General features: G+C 34.7%; 17 protein-coding genes. 6 read left to right on the top strand and 11 right to left on the bottom strand.

Translation table 11 applies throughout. The features are described 5' to 3' along the window. Positions 1–22 precede the first annotated feature (22 nt). From rimM to ACKC83_RS06645, 3 genes are all read left to right on the top strand, one after another. Positions 23–553, top strand: a complete 531-nt coding sequence (rimM, locus tag ACKC83_RS06655) for a ribosome maturation factor RimM (protein WP_382380324.1) — start codon at positions 23–25, stop codon at positions 551–553. Between the two features lie 66 nt (positions 554–619). Then, complete coding sequence (locus ACKC83_RS06650) at positions 620–1,333, top strand: tRNA1(Val) (adenine(37)-N6)-methyltransferase (RefSeq protein ID WP_414035556.1); 714 nt, start codon at positions 620–622, stop codon at positions 1,331–1,333. 81 nt (positions 1,334–1,414) lie between these two features. Continuing rightward, positions 1,415–2,593 carry an acyl-CoA dehydrogenase family protein gene (locus ACKC83_RS06645; protein ID WP_434037464.1) on the top strand — a complete coding sequence of 393 codons (1,179 nt, stop codon included), beginning with the start codon at positions 1,415–1,417 and terminating at the stop codon, positions 2,591–2,593. Between the two features lie 265 nt (positions 2,594–2,858). Here the strand turns inward: ACKC83_RS06645 and ACKC83_RS06640 are convergent, their stop codons facing one another. The 8 genes from ACKC83_RS06640 to trmB all read right to left on the bottom strand — a co-directional run bounded on the left by ACKC83_RS06640 (position 2,859) and on the right by trmB (position 10,234). Continuing rightward, entirely contained in the window at positions 2,859–3,194 is a 336-nt protein-coding gene (locus tag ACKC83_RS06640; RefSeq protein ID WP_414035558.1) for a ferredoxin, read from the bottom strand. 61 nt (positions 3,195–3,255) lie between these two features. After that, positions 3,256–4,317, bottom strand: coding sequence for an NAD(P)/FAD-dependent oxidoreductase (locus ACKC83_RS06635; RefSeq protein ID WP_414035559.1), 1,062 nt, complete (start codon positions 4,315–4,317; stop codon positions 3,256–3,258). A gap of 34 nt (positions 4,318–4,351) precedes the next feature. Next, positions 4,352–4,591: a NifU family protein gene (locus tag ACKC83_RS06630; protein WP_038532239.1), complete on the bottom strand. Its 240-nt coding sequence runs from the start codon at positions 4,589–4,591 to the stop codon at positions 4,352–4,354. 3 nt (positions 4,592–4,594) lie between these two features. Beyond that, the gene (locus ACKC83_RS06625) at positions 4,595–5,731 is read right to left on the bottom strand and encodes a P-loop NTPase (RefSeq protein WP_434037463.1); all 1,137 of its coding nucleotides are present in this window, start codon (positions 5,729–5,731) and stop codon (positions 4,595–4,597) included. 266 nt (positions 5,732–5,997) lie between these two features. Next, positions 5,998–8,547: a M1 family metallopeptidase gene (locus ACKC83_RS06620; RefSeq protein WP_434037462.1), complete on the bottom strand. Its 2,550-nt coding sequence runs from the start codon at positions 8,545–8,547 to the stop codon at positions 5,998–6,000. Between the two features lie 23 nt (positions 8,548–8,570). After that, positions 8,571–8,921 (bottom strand): MGMT family protein, encoded by a 351-nt coding sequence (locus ACKC83_RS06615; RefSeq protein ID WP_414035562.1) that lies wholly within the window; start codon positions 8,919–8,921, stop codon positions 8,571–8,573. Beyond that, positions 8,918–9,511 carry a LysE family transporter gene (locus ACKC83_RS06610; protein WP_434037766.1) on the bottom strand — a complete coding sequence of 198 codons (594 nt, stop codon included), beginning with the start codon at positions 9,509–9,511 and terminating at the stop codon, positions 8,918–8,920. Before ACKC83_RS06610 ends, ACKC83_RS06615 begins: the two co-directional genes overlap by 4 nt. Positions 9,512–9,559: 48 nt before the next feature. Beyond that, the gene (gene trmB, locus ACKC83_RS06605; protein ID WP_414035564.1) at positions 9,560–10,234 is read right to left on the bottom strand and encodes a tRNA (guanosine(46)-N7)-methyltransferase TrmB; all 675 of its coding nucleotides are present in this window, start codon (positions 10,232–10,234) and stop codon (positions 9,560–9,562) included. Between the two features lie 221 nt (positions 10,235–10,455). Here trmB and ACKC83_RS06600 point away from each other — a divergent pair, with 221 nt between their 5' ends. After that, positions 10,456–11,502 (top strand): glycosyltransferase, encoded by a 1,047-nt coding sequence (locus ACKC83_RS06600; protein WP_434037461.1) that lies wholly within the window; start codon positions 10,456–10,458, stop codon positions 11,500–11,502. On the opposite strand, the gene ACKC83_RS06595 is transcribed toward ACKC83_RS06600, so the two are convergent. Together ACKC83_RS06595 and ACKC83_RS06590 are read right to left on the bottom strand one after the other, a co-directional pair. Next, positions 11,485–12,528, bottom strand: coding sequence for a sensor histidine kinase (locus tag ACKC83_RS06595; RefSeq protein WP_434037460.1), 1,044 nt, complete (start codon positions 12,526–12,528; stop codon positions 11,485–11,487). The genes ACKC83_RS06600 and ACKC83_RS06595 overlap by 18 nt on opposite strands. Continuing rightward, positions 12,528–13,202 (bottom strand): response regulator transcription factor, encoded by a 675-nt coding sequence (locus ACKC83_RS06590; RefSeq protein ID WP_414035567.1) that lies wholly within the window; start codon positions 13,200–13,202, stop codon positions 12,528–12,530. Before ACKC83_RS06590 ends, ACKC83_RS06595 begins: the two co-directional genes overlap by 1 nt. 250 nt (positions 13,203–13,452) lie before the next feature. Here ACKC83_RS06590 and ACKC83_RS06585 point away from each other — a divergent pair, with 250 nt between their 5' ends. Together ACKC83_RS06585 and ACKC83_RS06580 are read left to right on the top strand one after the other, a co-directional pair. Beyond that, positions 13,453–13,737: a T9SS type A sorting domain-containing protein gene (locus tag ACKC83_RS06585; protein WP_414035568.1), complete on the top strand. Its 285-nt coding sequence runs from the start codon at positions 13,453–13,455 to the stop codon at positions 13,735–13,737. 106 nt (positions 13,738–13,843) lie between these two features. Then, entirely contained in the window at positions 13,844–14,824 is a 981-nt protein-coding gene (locus ACKC83_RS06580) for an acyl transferase (protein ID WP_434037459.1), read from the top strand. A gap of 176 nt (positions 14,825–15,000) precedes the next feature. Here ACKC83_RS06580 and tyrS read toward each other — a convergent pair whose 3' ends face one another. Then, positions 15,001–16,305, bottom strand: a complete 1,305-nt coding sequence (tyrS, locus tag ACKC83_RS06575) for a tyrosine--tRNA ligase (protein ID WP_434037458.1) — start codon at positions 16,303–16,305, stop codon at positions 15,001–15,003. Between the last annotated feature and the right edge of the window lie 48 nt (positions 16,306–16,353).

The following is a 16,353-nucleotide window of genomic DNA, read 5'->3' as shown; positions in this document are numbered from 1 at the left end:
AGGTTTTTTTATTTAAAATATTATGAAAAAAGAAGATTGTTTCTTTCTTGGAAAGATTGTAAAAAAATATAGTTTTAAAGGTGAATTACTTATAAAACTAGACACCGACGAGCCTGAATTATTCGAAGACATGGACTCTGTCTTTATAGATTTACGAAATAATTTAGTTCCCTTTTTTATTGAGTCGTCTCAACTTCACAAATCAGAATTGTTACGTATTAAGTTTGAAGATGTAGATTCTGAAGCCGATGCAGATGCCTTAATGAAATCGGATTTATATTTACCGCTTAGTTTTTTACCGGAATTAGAAGGTAATAAATTCTATTTTCACGAAATTATAGGATTCACGGTCGAAGATATAAATTTTGGTAAAGTAGGTATTGTACAATCTATTAACGACTCTACAGCACAAGCGCTTTTTGAAATAGATCGTGATGGTATTGAAATATTAATTCCGATGAACGACGAGTTTATCTCTAAAGTAGACAAGCCCAACAAAACCATTTTCGTAGAAACTCCTGAGGGTTTAATTGATTTGTATTTAGAAGAATAAATCTCATTCTTAATAAAAAATCCTTCGGCAACCTAAACGTTCCGAAGGATACACTACAACCTTATTATGAGCAAACCGTTTAAATTCAAAGCATTCACCATTAACCAAGACCGTTGTGCCATGAAAATTGGTACAGATGGCGTATTACTTGGAGCTTGGGCAAGCTTAGACCACCATCCATTTTCTGTACTCGATATTGGTGCTGGAACAGGAATTATTGCTTTAATGTTAGCACAACGAAGCCGTGCCGAAGTTATTGATGCTATTGAAATTGATGATGCAGCATACGAGCAATGTGTAGAAAATTTTGAAGATGCACCTTGGGCAGACCGCTTGTTTTGCTATCACGCTTCCTTAGAAGAATTTGTAGATGAAATTGAAGACGAATATGATCTTATTATCTCAAATCCGCCGTTCTATTCTGAAGATTATAAAACAAATAATGAGCAACGGGATGTCGCACGTTTTACAGAAGCGTTGCCCTTTGATCATTTAATAGAAAGCGCCTCAAAATTATTATCGGAACATGGTACTTTTTGCTTAATTGTCCCATTTAAAGAAGAATCAAATATTATTGCCTTAGCTTCTAAAGTAAACTTGTTTCCAAATAGGATATTACAAGTAAAAGGTCATCCCGATTCCGAACTAAAACGCAGTTTAATACAGTTATCATTCGTAAAAACTGAGCTCGAAACAAGCGAACTTATTATTGAAACTGAACGCCATATCTATACCGAAGACTACATTAAGCTTACCAAAGATTTCTATTTAAAGATGTAATGTTTTGCTTAGTAATCGTTAAATTTGAGATGACTCACTATAGCTAAACACATTAATCGTTTAGCTTAAAACATGCGCGATATGAAACCAGATCTATTTGAAGCACCCGATTACTACAATCTAGACGATTTATTATCTGACGAGCACAAATTAGTTCGCGATGCGACGCGAGCATGGGTAAAACGCGATGTGTCTCCTATTATTGAAGACTACGCCCAAAATGCAGAATTTCCGAAACAAATTATTGGCGGATTAGCAGAAATTGGAGCTTTCGGTCCCTACATACCCGAAACCTATGGCGGTGCCGGATTAGACCAAATGTCGTACGGACTAATTATGCAAGAAATTGAACGTGGGGATTCTGGTATTCGTAGTACGGCCTCAGTGCAATCGTCTTTAGTGATGTATCCCATATGGAAATACGGAAATGAAGCACAGCGTAAAAAATACTTACCTAAACTGGCTAGTGGCGAATGGATAGGTTGTTTTGGATTAACCGAGCCTGACCATGGTTCTAATCCGTCGGGAATGACCACCAACTTTAAAGACATGGGCGATCACTACCTTTTAAATGGTGCTAAAATGTGGATTTCGAATGCGCCATTTGCACAAATTGCTATTGTATGGGCGAAAGATGAAACTGGGCGTATTCACGGTTTAATTGTAGAGCGTGGCATGGAAGGCTTTACCACGCCAGAAACACACAACAAATGGTCGTTACGCGCTTCAGCAACAGGAGAATTAATTTTTGTTAACGTAAAAATTCCAAAAGAAAACTTACTCCCTAATAAATCTGGACTAGGAGCGCCACTTGGTTGCTTAGATTCTGCCAGATATGGCATTGCTTGGGGTGCCATAGGCGCTGCAATGGATTGTTACGATACGGCCTTAAGATATAGCAAAGAACGGATGCAGTTTGGCAAGCCTATTGGACAGTTTCAACTGCAACAAAAGAAATTAGCCGAAATGATTACCGAAATCACCAAAGCACAATTACTAACGTGGCGCCTTGGTGTATTAAAAAATGAAAACAAAGCCACTTCTGCTCAGATTTCCATGGCAAAACGCAACAATGTCGATATGGCTATAACTATTGCCAGAAATGCGAGACAAATGCTAGGCGGTATGGGTATTACCGGAGAATATAGTATTATGCGCCACGCTATGAATCTTGAAAGTGTAATAACTTATGAGGGCACACACGACATTCACCTCTTAATTACTGGATTCGATATTACAGGATTAAATGCTTTTAAGTAAATTTAGATCTCAAGTTTCACTTCGCGTTACAGAGATATGATATAAATGGTGACATTTCTATATATTAAACGGGACACCTCCACAACAAACGAAGCCTATTTTTAGAATGGGAAGAACAGTTTGGAAAGCTCTAAAAGAGTGATTATTACCGAATAAGCATAAAGAGAGATTTGACTGCGTCTTTACTACATACAACAATACCCAAAACAACTTTTAAACCAAGCTCTTTTGGGTATTCTATTTAAATATAAGTCTAAAAAATAATCTAACTCTCTGGAGCAAGTGTCACTTTTAAACCTTCCATTTCAGGTGTCATTTGAATCTGACATCCCAAACGGCTATTATCTTTTACATTAAACGCTTCAGAAAGCATCGCTTCTTCATCGTCTTGCATTTCTGGTAATTCGGTATCAGACTCCACATAACACTGACAAGATGCACACATGGCCATTCCACCACAAACACCAATAGTTCCTTCTGGAGCTAGCTCGTAAGAACGCACCACTTCCATTAGGTTCATTGCCATATCTGTAGGCGCCACAACATCGTGTGTTACCCCGTCTCTATCTGTAATCTTAATATTTATATCTTGCTCTTCCATAGTTATACTACTCGGGTTGGTTGATTAATAAAACGTCGACCAAAACTACACTTTTATTTTTTTATTTAATAGCCTTAACTACAGCTTTTGGAGATTCTTTTCTTGAACCGTCAAACCCATCAATACCACTTACAGTAGTATACTTAAGCACGTATTTTTTCCCAGGGTTAATTATTTGATAGGCGGCCTGGCACATTAAAGTAGCTTCATGGAATCCGCATAAAATTAATTTTAACTTTCCAGGATATGTATTGACATCTCCAATAGCAAAAATTCCTGGGATGTTGGTTTGGTAATCTAAAGCATTATCTACTTTAATAGCGTTTTTCTCTATCTCAAGTCCCCAATTTCCAATAGGACCTAATTTTGGAGATAACCCGAAAAGCGGAATAAAATGATCTGTTTCAATAATAAATTCTTTATCGATGTGCTGTGCTTGTGCAACAACAACACCCTCGACTTTATTATGCCCAATTACATTAATGACTTCGGCAGGGGTGATTAATTTAATCTTCCCTTTCGAGGTTAATTCCTGCACTTTTTCTACAGAATCTAAAGCGCCTCGGAATTCATTTCTACGGTGAATTAAAGTCACTTCTGAAGCTATATCTGCCAAGAAAATACTCCAATCTAAAGCAGAATCTCCTCCCCCAGAAATTACAACGCGTTTATCGCGATACACTTCTGGATCTTTAATAAAATACTCCACACCTTTATCTTCAAATGAAGCGATATTGGGAATAAGCGGTTTTCTAGGTTCAAAACTTCCTAAACCTCCTGCAATTGCAACAACTGGAGCTTGGTGTTTTGTGCCTTTGTTTGTGGTTACTATAAACGAACCATCTTCTTGTTTCTCTACTGTTTCTGCGCGTTCACCTAAAGTAAAACCCGGTTCGAATTGCTTAGATTGTTCTAAAAGATTCTTAGTTAAATCTCCAGCAAGAATTTCTGGGAACCCAGGAATATCGTAAATCGGTTTTTTAGGATATAATTCTGAACATTGTCCGCCAGCTTGTGGTAAAGCATCAATTAAATGACACTTTAATTTTAACAATCCAGCTTCGAAAACGGTAAATAATCCAGTTGGGCCTGCCCCAATAATTAAGATATCAGTTTTAATCATTTATAATAATCTTAAAAAAAGCATCTCTACTCTTTTATTCTACATTTATCACTTGCTCTATTTGAGGCACATACTTCTTAATAGTCATTTCTACCCCCGATTTTAACGTCATTTGATTTACGCTACATCCTACACATGCACCTTGAAGTTGCACACGAACTAATTTATCGTCTTCTATAGAAATCAGAGAAATATCTCCTCCATCACTCTCTAAAAACGGACGGATTTCATCTAATGCTTTCTCTACATTTAATCTTATTTCTTCTGAAGTCATAACTTATTTTTTAACTGATGAGCAACCAGCCATCGTGGTAATATTAATTGCTTCTGTTGGTGGTAAATCAACATTTCTTTTCACTACTTCTTCCACTACATTTTGTGTAATTTTTTCGAAAGATTTCTCTAAGATAGTAGCTGTTTGTAAAGCTGCTGGACGACCAACATCTCCTGCCTCACGAATACTTTGTACCAATGGTAATTCTCCTAAAAACGGAACTTGTAAATCTTCGGCTAAGTGTTTAGCACCTTCTTTACCAAAGATATAATATTTATTATCTGGCAATTCTTCTGGTGTAAAATACGCCATGTTTTCAATTATTCCTAATACAGGAACATTAATGCTTTCTTGCTGAAACATTGCAACACCCTTTTTAGCATCGGCTAGCGCAACATTTTGTGGCGTACTTACCACAACTGCTCCCGTAATTGGCAACGATTGCATGATACTTAAATGAATATCCCCTGTTCCAGGAGGTAAGTCTAACAATAGAAAATCAAGTTCTCCCCAATGTGCATCGAAAATCATCTGATTTAACGCTTTTGCAGCCATTGGCCCTCTCCAAACCACAGCTTGATCAGGCTTTGTAAAGAATCCGATAGACAATACTTTAACACCGTAATTTTCGACCGGTTTCATTTTTGGTTTTCCATCAATGGTAACCGATAACGGGCGTTCGGCTTCAACATCGAACATAATTGGCATAGAAGGTCCATAAATATCGGCATCTAAAACACCGACTTTAAATCCCATTTTCGCCAAAGTTACCGCTAGATTTGCAGTTACTGTAGATTTCCCTACGCCACCTTTACCAGATGCTACTGCAACTATATTTTTAATACCAGGAATTTGCTTCCCTTTAATTTCATTTTTAGGCTTAGCCGCTGGAGCTTCAACTTTTAAATTCACTTTAATTTTAGCTTTCTCATAAACTAATTCGTGAATGGTTTTTAAAATATCGACTTCAGTTCTTTTTTTAGCTTGTAAACTCGGGTTTGCAATGGTAATATCTACAACAACTTCATCACCAAAAACTATTACATTTTTAACAGCCCCACTATCAACCATATTTTGTCCTTCTCCAGGAACCGTTATAGTTTGTAATGCTTTAAAAACATCTTCTTTTTGTATCTTCATTTTAATATATTATTTGTGAAATTATAAAGCTAGAGAAGCTTTTAGAAGAGCTATTACTGAAACCCTTACATTATTTTCAGAAATTATTTATTTAGATTTATTCTAAGTCACAAATATACTGTGAATTGTTTAGAAACTGAAGCACTTAATTAGCAAAAATTTGTTAATTACAACTGTTAATTTGCCCGCAATAAAAACCTAAAAATCTGTACTTATAAAAAACCACACAATTACAAGTGATTACTTAAAATTAAGCGATAAAAACACTAGTCTGTAATCACTTTCTGATAACGACTTAGATTATCTGTAGCCTGTAAAATTTTAGCCTGTAATTGCGGATTTAAATTAGGGTTTGCCTTTAAATAAGTTTCTAAAATATCTTGCGCTTCTTTAGTTTGATATTTTCCAATTGTAGCATCTAACCACTTCTTTGGAAAAAACAAATCGCTGGTATTTTTAATATCTTCTAAAATCTCTAAACTTACCGAAACATAATGAATGGCGTCTTTTTGATGTAAGGGATGATGAATAAAATGACTCGCCGTTCCTACCCAATCTGAATGATTTCTGTTCTCGACATCCTTAAACGACAAAAATTTAGCTTTTCGCTCTTCGTCCTTCGCTGATAATGCCGGCAACAAGAATACGAAGCGATCTCTATCGTCTTGGCTAGATATTTGTGTTTCTGCTTTCTCTAGAATCTCATCCCGTTTTGGATGATTGTATAACGCCAGCTTCATCGCTAAATTGGTATAATCCTTTTCGTTATGCTTTAAATTTTTAATCGTGATGTCTTTATTCCAAATACGATAAAGCTGATTTAAGCTTTCGCCTTGATACGCCAAACTCGAGAAGGCTCCGAATATACTTTTCTTAACCGATGTTGTTACATCCATATTTAATCTACGCCATAGGATTGATGTAAATTCACCTTGCAGTTTTAAACGCTCGTCTTCATTTAAAAAGTTCCAATATAAACTTGTGAAATTTGAAGATAATGTCCCAATAATTAATTCGTTAGTTTCGTGTTTTAATCCGCTTAAAAACCCATCCAAAGCTGTTTTAATAGGAATAGTACCAGACAGTGCATTTTCGTATGTATTAATGTAATTCGAAGCTCTTAATACTTCATCCTGAATTTTGTAATTATGTAATACCGTAGTAGAATCTATCGGGAAAACACCATAACCATAACCATTGCTATTATAAACAATCGATTGCGGTTTAGGCATGCCCGCGAACGCCTTTAATTCTTGAGATTTACCATTTATTAAAACAGTTCTCCGCGCGATAGAATCGGGATACACCAAAGCAATCTCCAATTTTTGAGGCCATAATTTATCGCTTCCATCTTCGGCCGTTTGCTCCACAATTAAAGATTGAATACTGTTATTCTCGTAAACAATACGGTTTGTAAACACCGGTCTTCCCGTCTGGTTTACCCAAACCTCACTCCAAGCATTTAAATCTGTATCGGTTTTAGCATCGAAAATGGCTATTAAATCGTCCCAAGTTGCATTGGAATTCGCATAAGTTTTTACATATTCCTGCACGCCTATTTTAAATTGTTTTTCGCCCAATAGCATTTCCAACTGATTCATCATTATTGGAGCTTTCTTGTAAATAATATCACCGTACATACTTCCGGCATCATTTAAGTTATCTAAATGTTGACGAATAGCGTTTGTCCCTTTTGTACGGTCTACATTATATGCACTTGGTGCTGTAGTAACCAAATTTAAAAGGTCGAAATTAAGTTCTGGGAAATTGGGATTTACAATTTTAGCTGCCATAAAATTCGCGAAGACCTCCTTTAACCAAACATCGTTAAACCAATCCATTGTTACTAAATTTCCGAACCACATGTGCGCAGATTCGTGTGCAATTAATTTTGCTCGCCCCCAATGTTTTAATTTAGGCATGTAGTTTTCGAAAAACAATGATGATGCTTTATACTGAATCGCACCAACATGTTCCATACCACCGAATTGAAAGAATGGAATCGCTACAAAGTCTAATTTCTTAAACGGAAAATCGTAATTTGTATAGCCTTCTAAAAAATCGAAAGACTTTTTATGCAATTCGAAAATAGGATCTAAACTTTCCTTTATTTTAAGGGAATCGTGTTCACGATACAAAAACCGATGATTATCTCGAACAACCTCATCAAACTCTCCGGCAACAAAGGAGAACAAATAAGTACTCATTACATTAGATGTATCGAAAATGTAAGTAGAACTAAACTCGGTTTCTGAAACCACTTTAGGATAAGTAGAACTTAAAACCGTCCACGATTTAGGCGTTGTAAGTTCTAAATTAAAGACCGCTTTTAAGTTAGGCTGATCGAAACACGGAAATAAACCTCGTGCATGATCTGGTACCAATAATGAGTATAAATAATCGTCGTTTCGATACAAATACTGATCGCCAGCTTGAAATTCTATTAGAAATTTATTCTCTCCTGTTTTTAAATATTTGGCAGGAATAATAAGGTGTTCGTCTTTCTGAATACTTTCAATAGTATCCGAATCTATAAGTACTCTAGGTGCACTGGAATTATTAGGATTAAAGTCTAAAACTAAGGGCGTCGAATTATCATTTATTGTAACATATAGCTCTAATGTGGCTAAAATAGGTTCAGATTTTTCTTTCGGCACATTAAAATTTAGGTGGTAATTAATATCCGACAATCTTGCTTTTCTAGCTTGAGCTAATTCCCAAGACACCCCAGGATTAACGGTATAACTAACGTCTTTTTCTTTTTGGCAGGACACAAAACTTATAAATATTAAAAAAATTATGAGATATCTTTTCATAGCGATTTGTGTGTTTAAGGTTTTTAAATAGTATCGTGAAGATTTAGTTCTTCGTTGGGATCCCAATAGTAATCTTTTAAGTTTTTAACTTGATTATTTTTCACCTCTACGCCTTCGTTTTCCAACAATTGTTGCATGAGATTTGTACCGTCGAAATGAAACTTCCCTGTAAGTAAGCCATTTCTATTTACTACACGATGGGCGGGAACATCGTCCATATTATGAGATGCATTCATGGCATAGCCTACAATTCTAGCACTTTTAGCAGCACCTAAATACCGAGCAATTGCTCCGTAATTAGTTACTTTACCAGAAGGAATTTGTTTAACGACTTCATATACTCTGTCGAAAAAATGAAGTGTTTCCGGTTTCATAAAGAATCTTTTATAACTTGAAATAAGGTTGCCAAGGCTACTACAGCAGTAATAGTCCCTATTAATCTATTCATGTTTTTTTGTGACTTAAAGCGCTGACTCTGAATTTTATCAAAAAAGAACATGTACATATAAAGCATTACGAAAGAGCCTGTAGCAGCGCCAAACACATAAGATAAAATATCGGACTGTTCGAAAGTTAACCATCCAAAAGAAGCGAGTGTAACACTCATGTACGCCTGAAATGGGATGGGAAACATATTTAGGGCAGACATAAGCATGCCTTGAAAGAATCTACTTTTCTTACTACGAATATCTGGAGCGTCTGTACTCTCTACATCACCATCTCCTTTAGCAATAAAGAAGAAATATACCGATAATAGAATAAAAAGCACAAGTGCCACCCGTTGTAAAACATCTACTACATCGGGACGCTGTGTAAGAAATCTTGCAAAAATAACGGCAATAAATGTTTGAATCAATACAACTACGCAGGCACCTATCGAGAAAAACATACCTCGATTAGCTCCTTCTTTTAAACTGATTTTGGCTGCTGTCATATTTAACAAACCAGGTGGAATAACGCCCACGAGGGACACTATAAATCCTAAAAAGAAGATTAGCGTAATATTCAAACCTTATTTAATTTTAAATCTAATGTACGTTATCGCTTTACCTTTTAACAAATATTGAGATTCGTAAAACGTTTGTATTTCGGTAACCTCTTCCGGGCTTCCTTCTTGTTTATACACATCGTGATTTGCATATAAAACCTCATGTCCTTCACCATGTAGCAACCCTAAAGTGTAACCGTGCATAAATTCACTGTCGGTTTTTAAATTTACAACTCCATCAGGTTTTAAAATACTTTTATATTTCTGAAGAAAATCGGTGTTGGTCATTCTGTGCTTTGTACGCTTATATTTTATTTGCGGATCTGGAAACGTAATCCAAATTTCGTCAACTTCTCCTTCAGCAAAAGCATGTTGGATTAATTCTATTTGCGTTCTTAAAAATCCAACATTTGGAATACCATCTTCGACAGCAGTTTTGGCTCCTCTCCAAAAACGAGCGCCTTTAATATCGATACCAATAAAATTCTTATCTGGGAATTTCTGAGCTAACCCAACCGAATATTCACCTTTACCACATCCTAATTCTAAAACTAAAGGATTGTTGTTTTTAAACACTTTTTCGTTCCAGTGTCCCTTTAATTCAAAATTTTCTTCGACTAATTCTTCGCGACTTGGCTGAAACACATTATCAAAGGTTTCATTTTCTCTAAATCGCTTAAGTTTGTTTTTGCTCCCCACTTTTAAAAATTTTTCTTGTAAAATCAGGGACAAAAATACGTCAGACTCTTTCTACTTTACAATTTTTTCTCCTTTAGTTTTAAAATTTAATGATTTATAAACCGTTTTATAAGCTTTTAGACATATTTAAATAAAACATTTTTTAGATATTTAAACATCCTTATCAAGAGATAGGGTACAAAACCAGAACACATAGCACGGTTTATCTTGCTTTTTTTATTATGAAGAAACGAATACTTATCGCACCATTAAATTGGGGGTTAGGGCATGCCACACGATGCATCCCGATTATAAACCAATTAATTTTACATAATTACACACCTGTAATTGCTAGCGATGGTATTGCTTTGGCACTTTTAAAAAAAGAATTTCCTACTGTAGAAACTATAGAACTTCCTGCTTACGACATTACTTATGCCAAAAAAGGACATTTTTTTAAATTGAAACTTCTTAAAGATTCTCCAAAACTATTAAAAGCTATAAAAGCTGAAAAAAAAGCAACAAAAGAACTTATAGACACTTATAATATAGATGGCATAATTTCAGATAATCGTCTTGGGGTACACAGCAAAAAAATCCCTTCGGTTTTTATAACGCATCAATTACAAGTGTTAAGCGGAACCACCACTTGGCTAAGCACAAAAATGCACCAGCGTGTGATTGAAAAATTTAATGCCTGTTGGGTACCCGATCACGAAGACGAACCGAGTTTGAGTGGAAAACTTGGCCATATGAAAGGCATTGAAATTCCGCTAAAATATTTAGGCCCCTTAAGTAGATTCCAAAGAAAACCGCTGGAAAAAATTTACCATTTATTAATTTTACTTTCTGGACCAGAACCACAACGCACACTCTTGGAAGTCCAATTATTGAATGCATTTAAAGGCGATCCGCGACGTATTTTATGTGTTCGTGGCGTCATAGAAAACGAGCAAACCGTTACCACAGAAGGCAATATAACGATCTATAATTTTATGGCAGGCGAGCAACTAGAGAATGTAATAAATGCGAGTAAAACAGTACTTTGCCGTTCGGGATACACTACAGTTATGGATCTTTCTGTTCTGGGTAAAAAAGCATTTTTTATCCCTACTCCTGGTCAGTTTGAGCAAGAGTATTTAGCCAAGCGTTTAGAAGAATTAAACCTTGTACCATATTGTAAACAGAATGATTTTACAATCGATAAATTAGAAACCATTCAGCACTACAAAGGATTAAACGGACAGAATACGAATGTAGATTTTAAAGATTTATTTAGTCTTTTCTAGAGTAAATGAGAACTCACTCCCTACTCCAAGATCACTCTCCACATAAATTTTTTCGTCGTGAGCTTCGATAATATGCTTTACAATGGCTAACCCCAAACCAGAACCACCTTCTTTTCTAGATCCGCTTCTATCCACACGGTAGAAACGTTCAAATAAACGCGGAATATTATTTTGTGTAATCCCTTCACCGTTATCGGTAACACGAACAATAACTTTATTTTTAATTAGATTTTCAATACTAACTTCTGTCGTTCCTTTATCGTGACCGTACTTTATAGAATTTACAACCAAATTTGTTAATACTTGTTGGATGCGTTCTTTGTCGGCATTCACATAAATAGGCTCTGTATACAGTCTATCGAAAGTTAACGTAATGCGTTTTTTTGAAGCTTTCATTTCAAACATTTCAAACACATTTGAAATCAGTTCTACGATATCAAATTTTTCTATCTTCAGACTTAAATCACCTACTTCTAATTTGGTAATCATATCTAAATCGTTCACAATAAAAATAAGACGTTCTACACCTTTACTTGCTCGATCTAAATATTTTTCTCTAATATTTTTATCCTCTCCAGCGCCATCAATTAGGGTTAAAATATAGCTTTGTACCGTAAAAAGAGGCGTTTTTAATTCATGTGAAATATTTCCTAAAAATTCTTTTCTATACTCTTCCCTAACTTGTAAACTTTCAATTTCAAACTTTTTATCACGGGCGTACTTATCAATTTCTTGCGTAAGCGTAACCATGTCTGTGGTGATTGGTTTTTTGCGAAGACTTGTAGATTCCAGAAGTGTTAAATCGTCGTATATTTTCTTTACACGTCTATAAATAAAACGTTCTACGCGATATTGTATAATGATAAAAGCGACCACATAAAAGAACAGACTAAACCCTAAGATATGTAGTATGTTTACAGTAAAAAAAAAATATAAATAAACAGTAAGTAATAAGGCGACTAACACAGCAGAAAAGAATGCGGTTTTAAACGCAAACTTGTATGTTTTCTTTATTGTTTTGGCCATTAATCTACAAACTTATACCCAACACCTTTTACTGTTTTAAAGCAGTCGTCTCCAATTTTTTCACGAAGTTTACGAATATGCACATCTATAGTACGGCCACCAACAACAACTTCGTTACCCCAAACTTTATCTAAAATTTCTTCACGTTTAAATACTTTTCCAGGCTTAGATGCTAATAGCGAAAGAAGTTCAAATTCTTTTCTTGGTAATACTATTTCTTCGTCTTTTAAAACAATTTTATATTCGTCTCTGTTAATAATAAGATCTCCTATTTTTACAATAGATTCGTTAACAGTTTCTTCTTTTAAACGTCTTAATAAAGCTTTAACCTTACTTACTAAAACTTTTGGTTTTACAGGTTTTGTAATATAATCGTCGGCACCAGCATCGAATCCAGCAACTTGAGAGTAGTCTTCTCCTCTAGCTGTTAAAAACGTAATGATTGTATCTTTTAATTCAGGAATATTTCTAATTTGTTCGCAAGCTTCAATACCATCCATTTCTGGCATCATGACATCCATAATGATAAGTTGTGGCTTTTCTTTTTTAGCTTTTTTTACAGCTTCAATTCCGTTTTCTGCTGTAACGACTTCGTAACCTTCAGAAGACAAATTATAACCTACAATTTCTAAGATATCCGGCTCGTCATCAACCAACAAAATTTTTATATTCATTTTTACTTTATTAAAATGTTATTTCAATCTTCAAAGGTAAAATATATAACATTCATTTATAGGAAACAATTCTTTTAATAACAATAACGTAACTTGAATCTTACACTGTAATAATCTGGAGCACGTAAAACTACGGTTTAACATTTTTAGGCATAGATTTTGATTCCGTTTTTTCGTATATTTACATAATATTTAGATTTTTATGGTAAAAAACTACTTACTTACTTTTTTATTTTTTTCTCTGTTTTTTATGATATCGCATGATATACAGGCACAGGCTGTAAATGCAGATACTACTCAAAACATAGAGGATCTTTCTATTTACCCTAATCCTGTAAGTAATGGTAAGTTATACATTGTAACTAAGAAGAACCTTACCAAAGATATTGAGATTTTTAATGTTTTAGGAAAATCTATTTTACAAACCACGCTTTTTGGTAAAGAAATGAATATCTCTAAATTAAATGCAGGGATTTACATTATTAAGATTAAAGAAAACAACATTTCTACAACTCGAAAACTTGTAGTACGATAAAATTACAGTTTTTACAAAATTGTATCGAAACCTATATTAAAAGCATTGCTATTGGCAATGCTTTTTTATTTTAACTATTTTTGCTCTTGTTTTCACTACATAAACTATGATGGATACTCAGGATATTTTTAATATTAAAACAGAAGCTCAATTTAATGAACAAGCATTAAATGTGTTTAAATTTCAGTTTAAGAATAACCGAACCTACAGGTCGTTTTGCGACTTGCTTTACATTCACCCTAGCGATATAAAACACTATAAAGACATTCCGTTTTTACCCATCGAATTTTTTAAAACCAGAGACATTTTAAGTTCTACTGAAGCCGTACAATGTACATTTTCTAGTAGCGGTACTACGGGAAGTGTGACTAGTAAACATTTAGTTACCGATACGTCTATTTACGAAGACAGTTTTAGAAAAGGATTTGCACAAGCTTACGGTGATATTAAAGATTATGTGGTTCTTGCCTTGTTGCCTTCTTATTTAGAACGCAATGGCTCCTCCTTAATTTATATGGTTAACGATATGATTAACCAATCTGAACACCCAGAAAGTGGCTTTTATTTGAATAATTTATCGGAATTAAAATCGAAGTTAATTGAATTAGACTCCAGCGGACAAAAGGTACTATTAATTGGGGTATCTTTTGCGTTGTTAGATTTAGTTGAAGCCCATCAGTTTCAATTAAAACATACCATTATTATGGAAACAGGAGGCATGAAAGGGCGACGAAAAGAACTGATAAGAACAGAATTACACGATATTTTAAAAGCTGGTTTTGGGGTTAATGAAATCCATAGTGAATATGGCATGACAGAACTTTTAAGCCAAGGCTATTCTAAAGGTCATGGCGTGTTTAACTGTCCGCCATGGATGAAAATTTTAACACGAGATCCAGAAGATGCACTTACCATACAAACAGACGGTAAAACAGGAGGAATTAATGTAATTGATTTGGCAAATGTAAATTCTTGTGCCTTTATAGCGACTCAAGATTTAGGAAAAATTACGGGAGATAATGCTTTTGAAGTGATTGGTCGTTTTGACAACTCTGATATTCGAGGATGTAATTTAATGGCGCTTTAAGCTATTATTTTAGTCCTTAATACTTTAACACATTTTTCACAAAATAGCCTGAAAGTTTATTGAAATAACAACGACTATTATAATACTTCGGAGCTTTCGTAGTAAAGCGAAGATAGTTTTTAATGGTTAGTTGGTTTTTTGAAGCCGGATTATTTTATAATCCGGCTTCATTATTTTTAAACCACTTTTATAATATACGTATTACGCTTTCCTTTGTTAATAATGATATAACTATCGTTTATTAAATCGTCTGCGCTAATTTTATAATCTTCTTTTACTTTTTCTTTATTTACCGAAACTGCATTTTCTTTTAACGCACGTCTAGCTTCACTATTAGAGGCTAAGAAATTTGTTTTTGCAGCAAGTACAGCTATCATATCGATATCTTCAAGATCGGCTTTTGTTATTTCTGCCATTGGCACACCTTCAAACACATCTAAAAATGTTTTCTCGTCCAAAGTTTTAATATCCGCTTTAAATGATTTTGAGAATAAAATATTCGATGCTTTTTCAGCATTTTCAAACTCCTCTTTAGAGTGTACAAATGTGGTTAACTCTTCGGCTAATTTCTTTTGTAACAATCTTAAATGTGGCGTTTCCTTGTGCTCAGCAATTAAAGCTTCGATAGTTGCTTTGTCTAAAAACGTAAATATTTTTATATACTTTTCAGCATCTTCATCGGTCGTGTTTAACCAGAATTGGTAGAATTTGTAAACCGAAGTTTTATCGGCATCTAACCACACATTTCCGCCTTCACTTTTTCCAAATTTAGAACCGTCTGCTTTTGTAATTAACGGACACGTCATGGCGTATGCTTTGGCTTCTACACCTGGATTCATACGTCTTACCAATTCGGTTCCTGTTGTAATATTTCCCCATTGGTCGCTACCTCCCATTTGTAATAAACAGTTGTGGTGTTTATGTAAATGATAAAAATCGTAACCTTGAATTAATTGGTAAGTAAATTCTGTAAACGACATTCCGATGCTTCCTTCTTCCCCAGAAAAACGTTTTTTAACCGAGTCTTTCGCCATCATATAGTTTACGGTAATACGTTTACCAACATCACGTGCAAAATCGATAAAAGAGAAATCTTTCATCCAGTCGTAATTATTTACAAGAACTGGCGCATTTTCAGCAGTTGAATCGAAATTTAAAAATCGAGATAATACACTTTTAATTCCCGCGACATTCTTTGCTAAAGCCTCTTCGTCTAACAAATTACGCTCGTCGCTTTTCCCTGAAGGATCTCCAATCATTCCGGTTGCTCCACCTACTAAAGCCATAGGTTTATGACCCGCTTTTTCTAAATGAACCAAAATAATAATTGGGACTAAACTTCCAATATGTAAAGAATCTGAAGTAGGATCGAAGCCAATATAGGCTGTTGTCATTTCTTTCTTTAATTGATCTTCGGTTCCAGGCATGATATCATGCACAAGACCTCTCCATGTTAATTCTTCAACAAAATTTCCAGTCATTAGTTCTAAATTTTAATAATCTCCTGCAAAGATAAAAATCGTGGTATA

This window comes from Formosa bonchosmolovskayae, assembly GCF_051016085.1.
Taxonomy (GTDB): domain Bacteria; phylum Bacteroidota; class Bacteroidia; order Flavobacteriales; family Flavobacteriaceae; genus Formosa.
The sequence above is the reverse complement of the archived record's forward strand: the minus strand, read 5'-3'. Positions and strand labels throughout refer to the sequence as shown.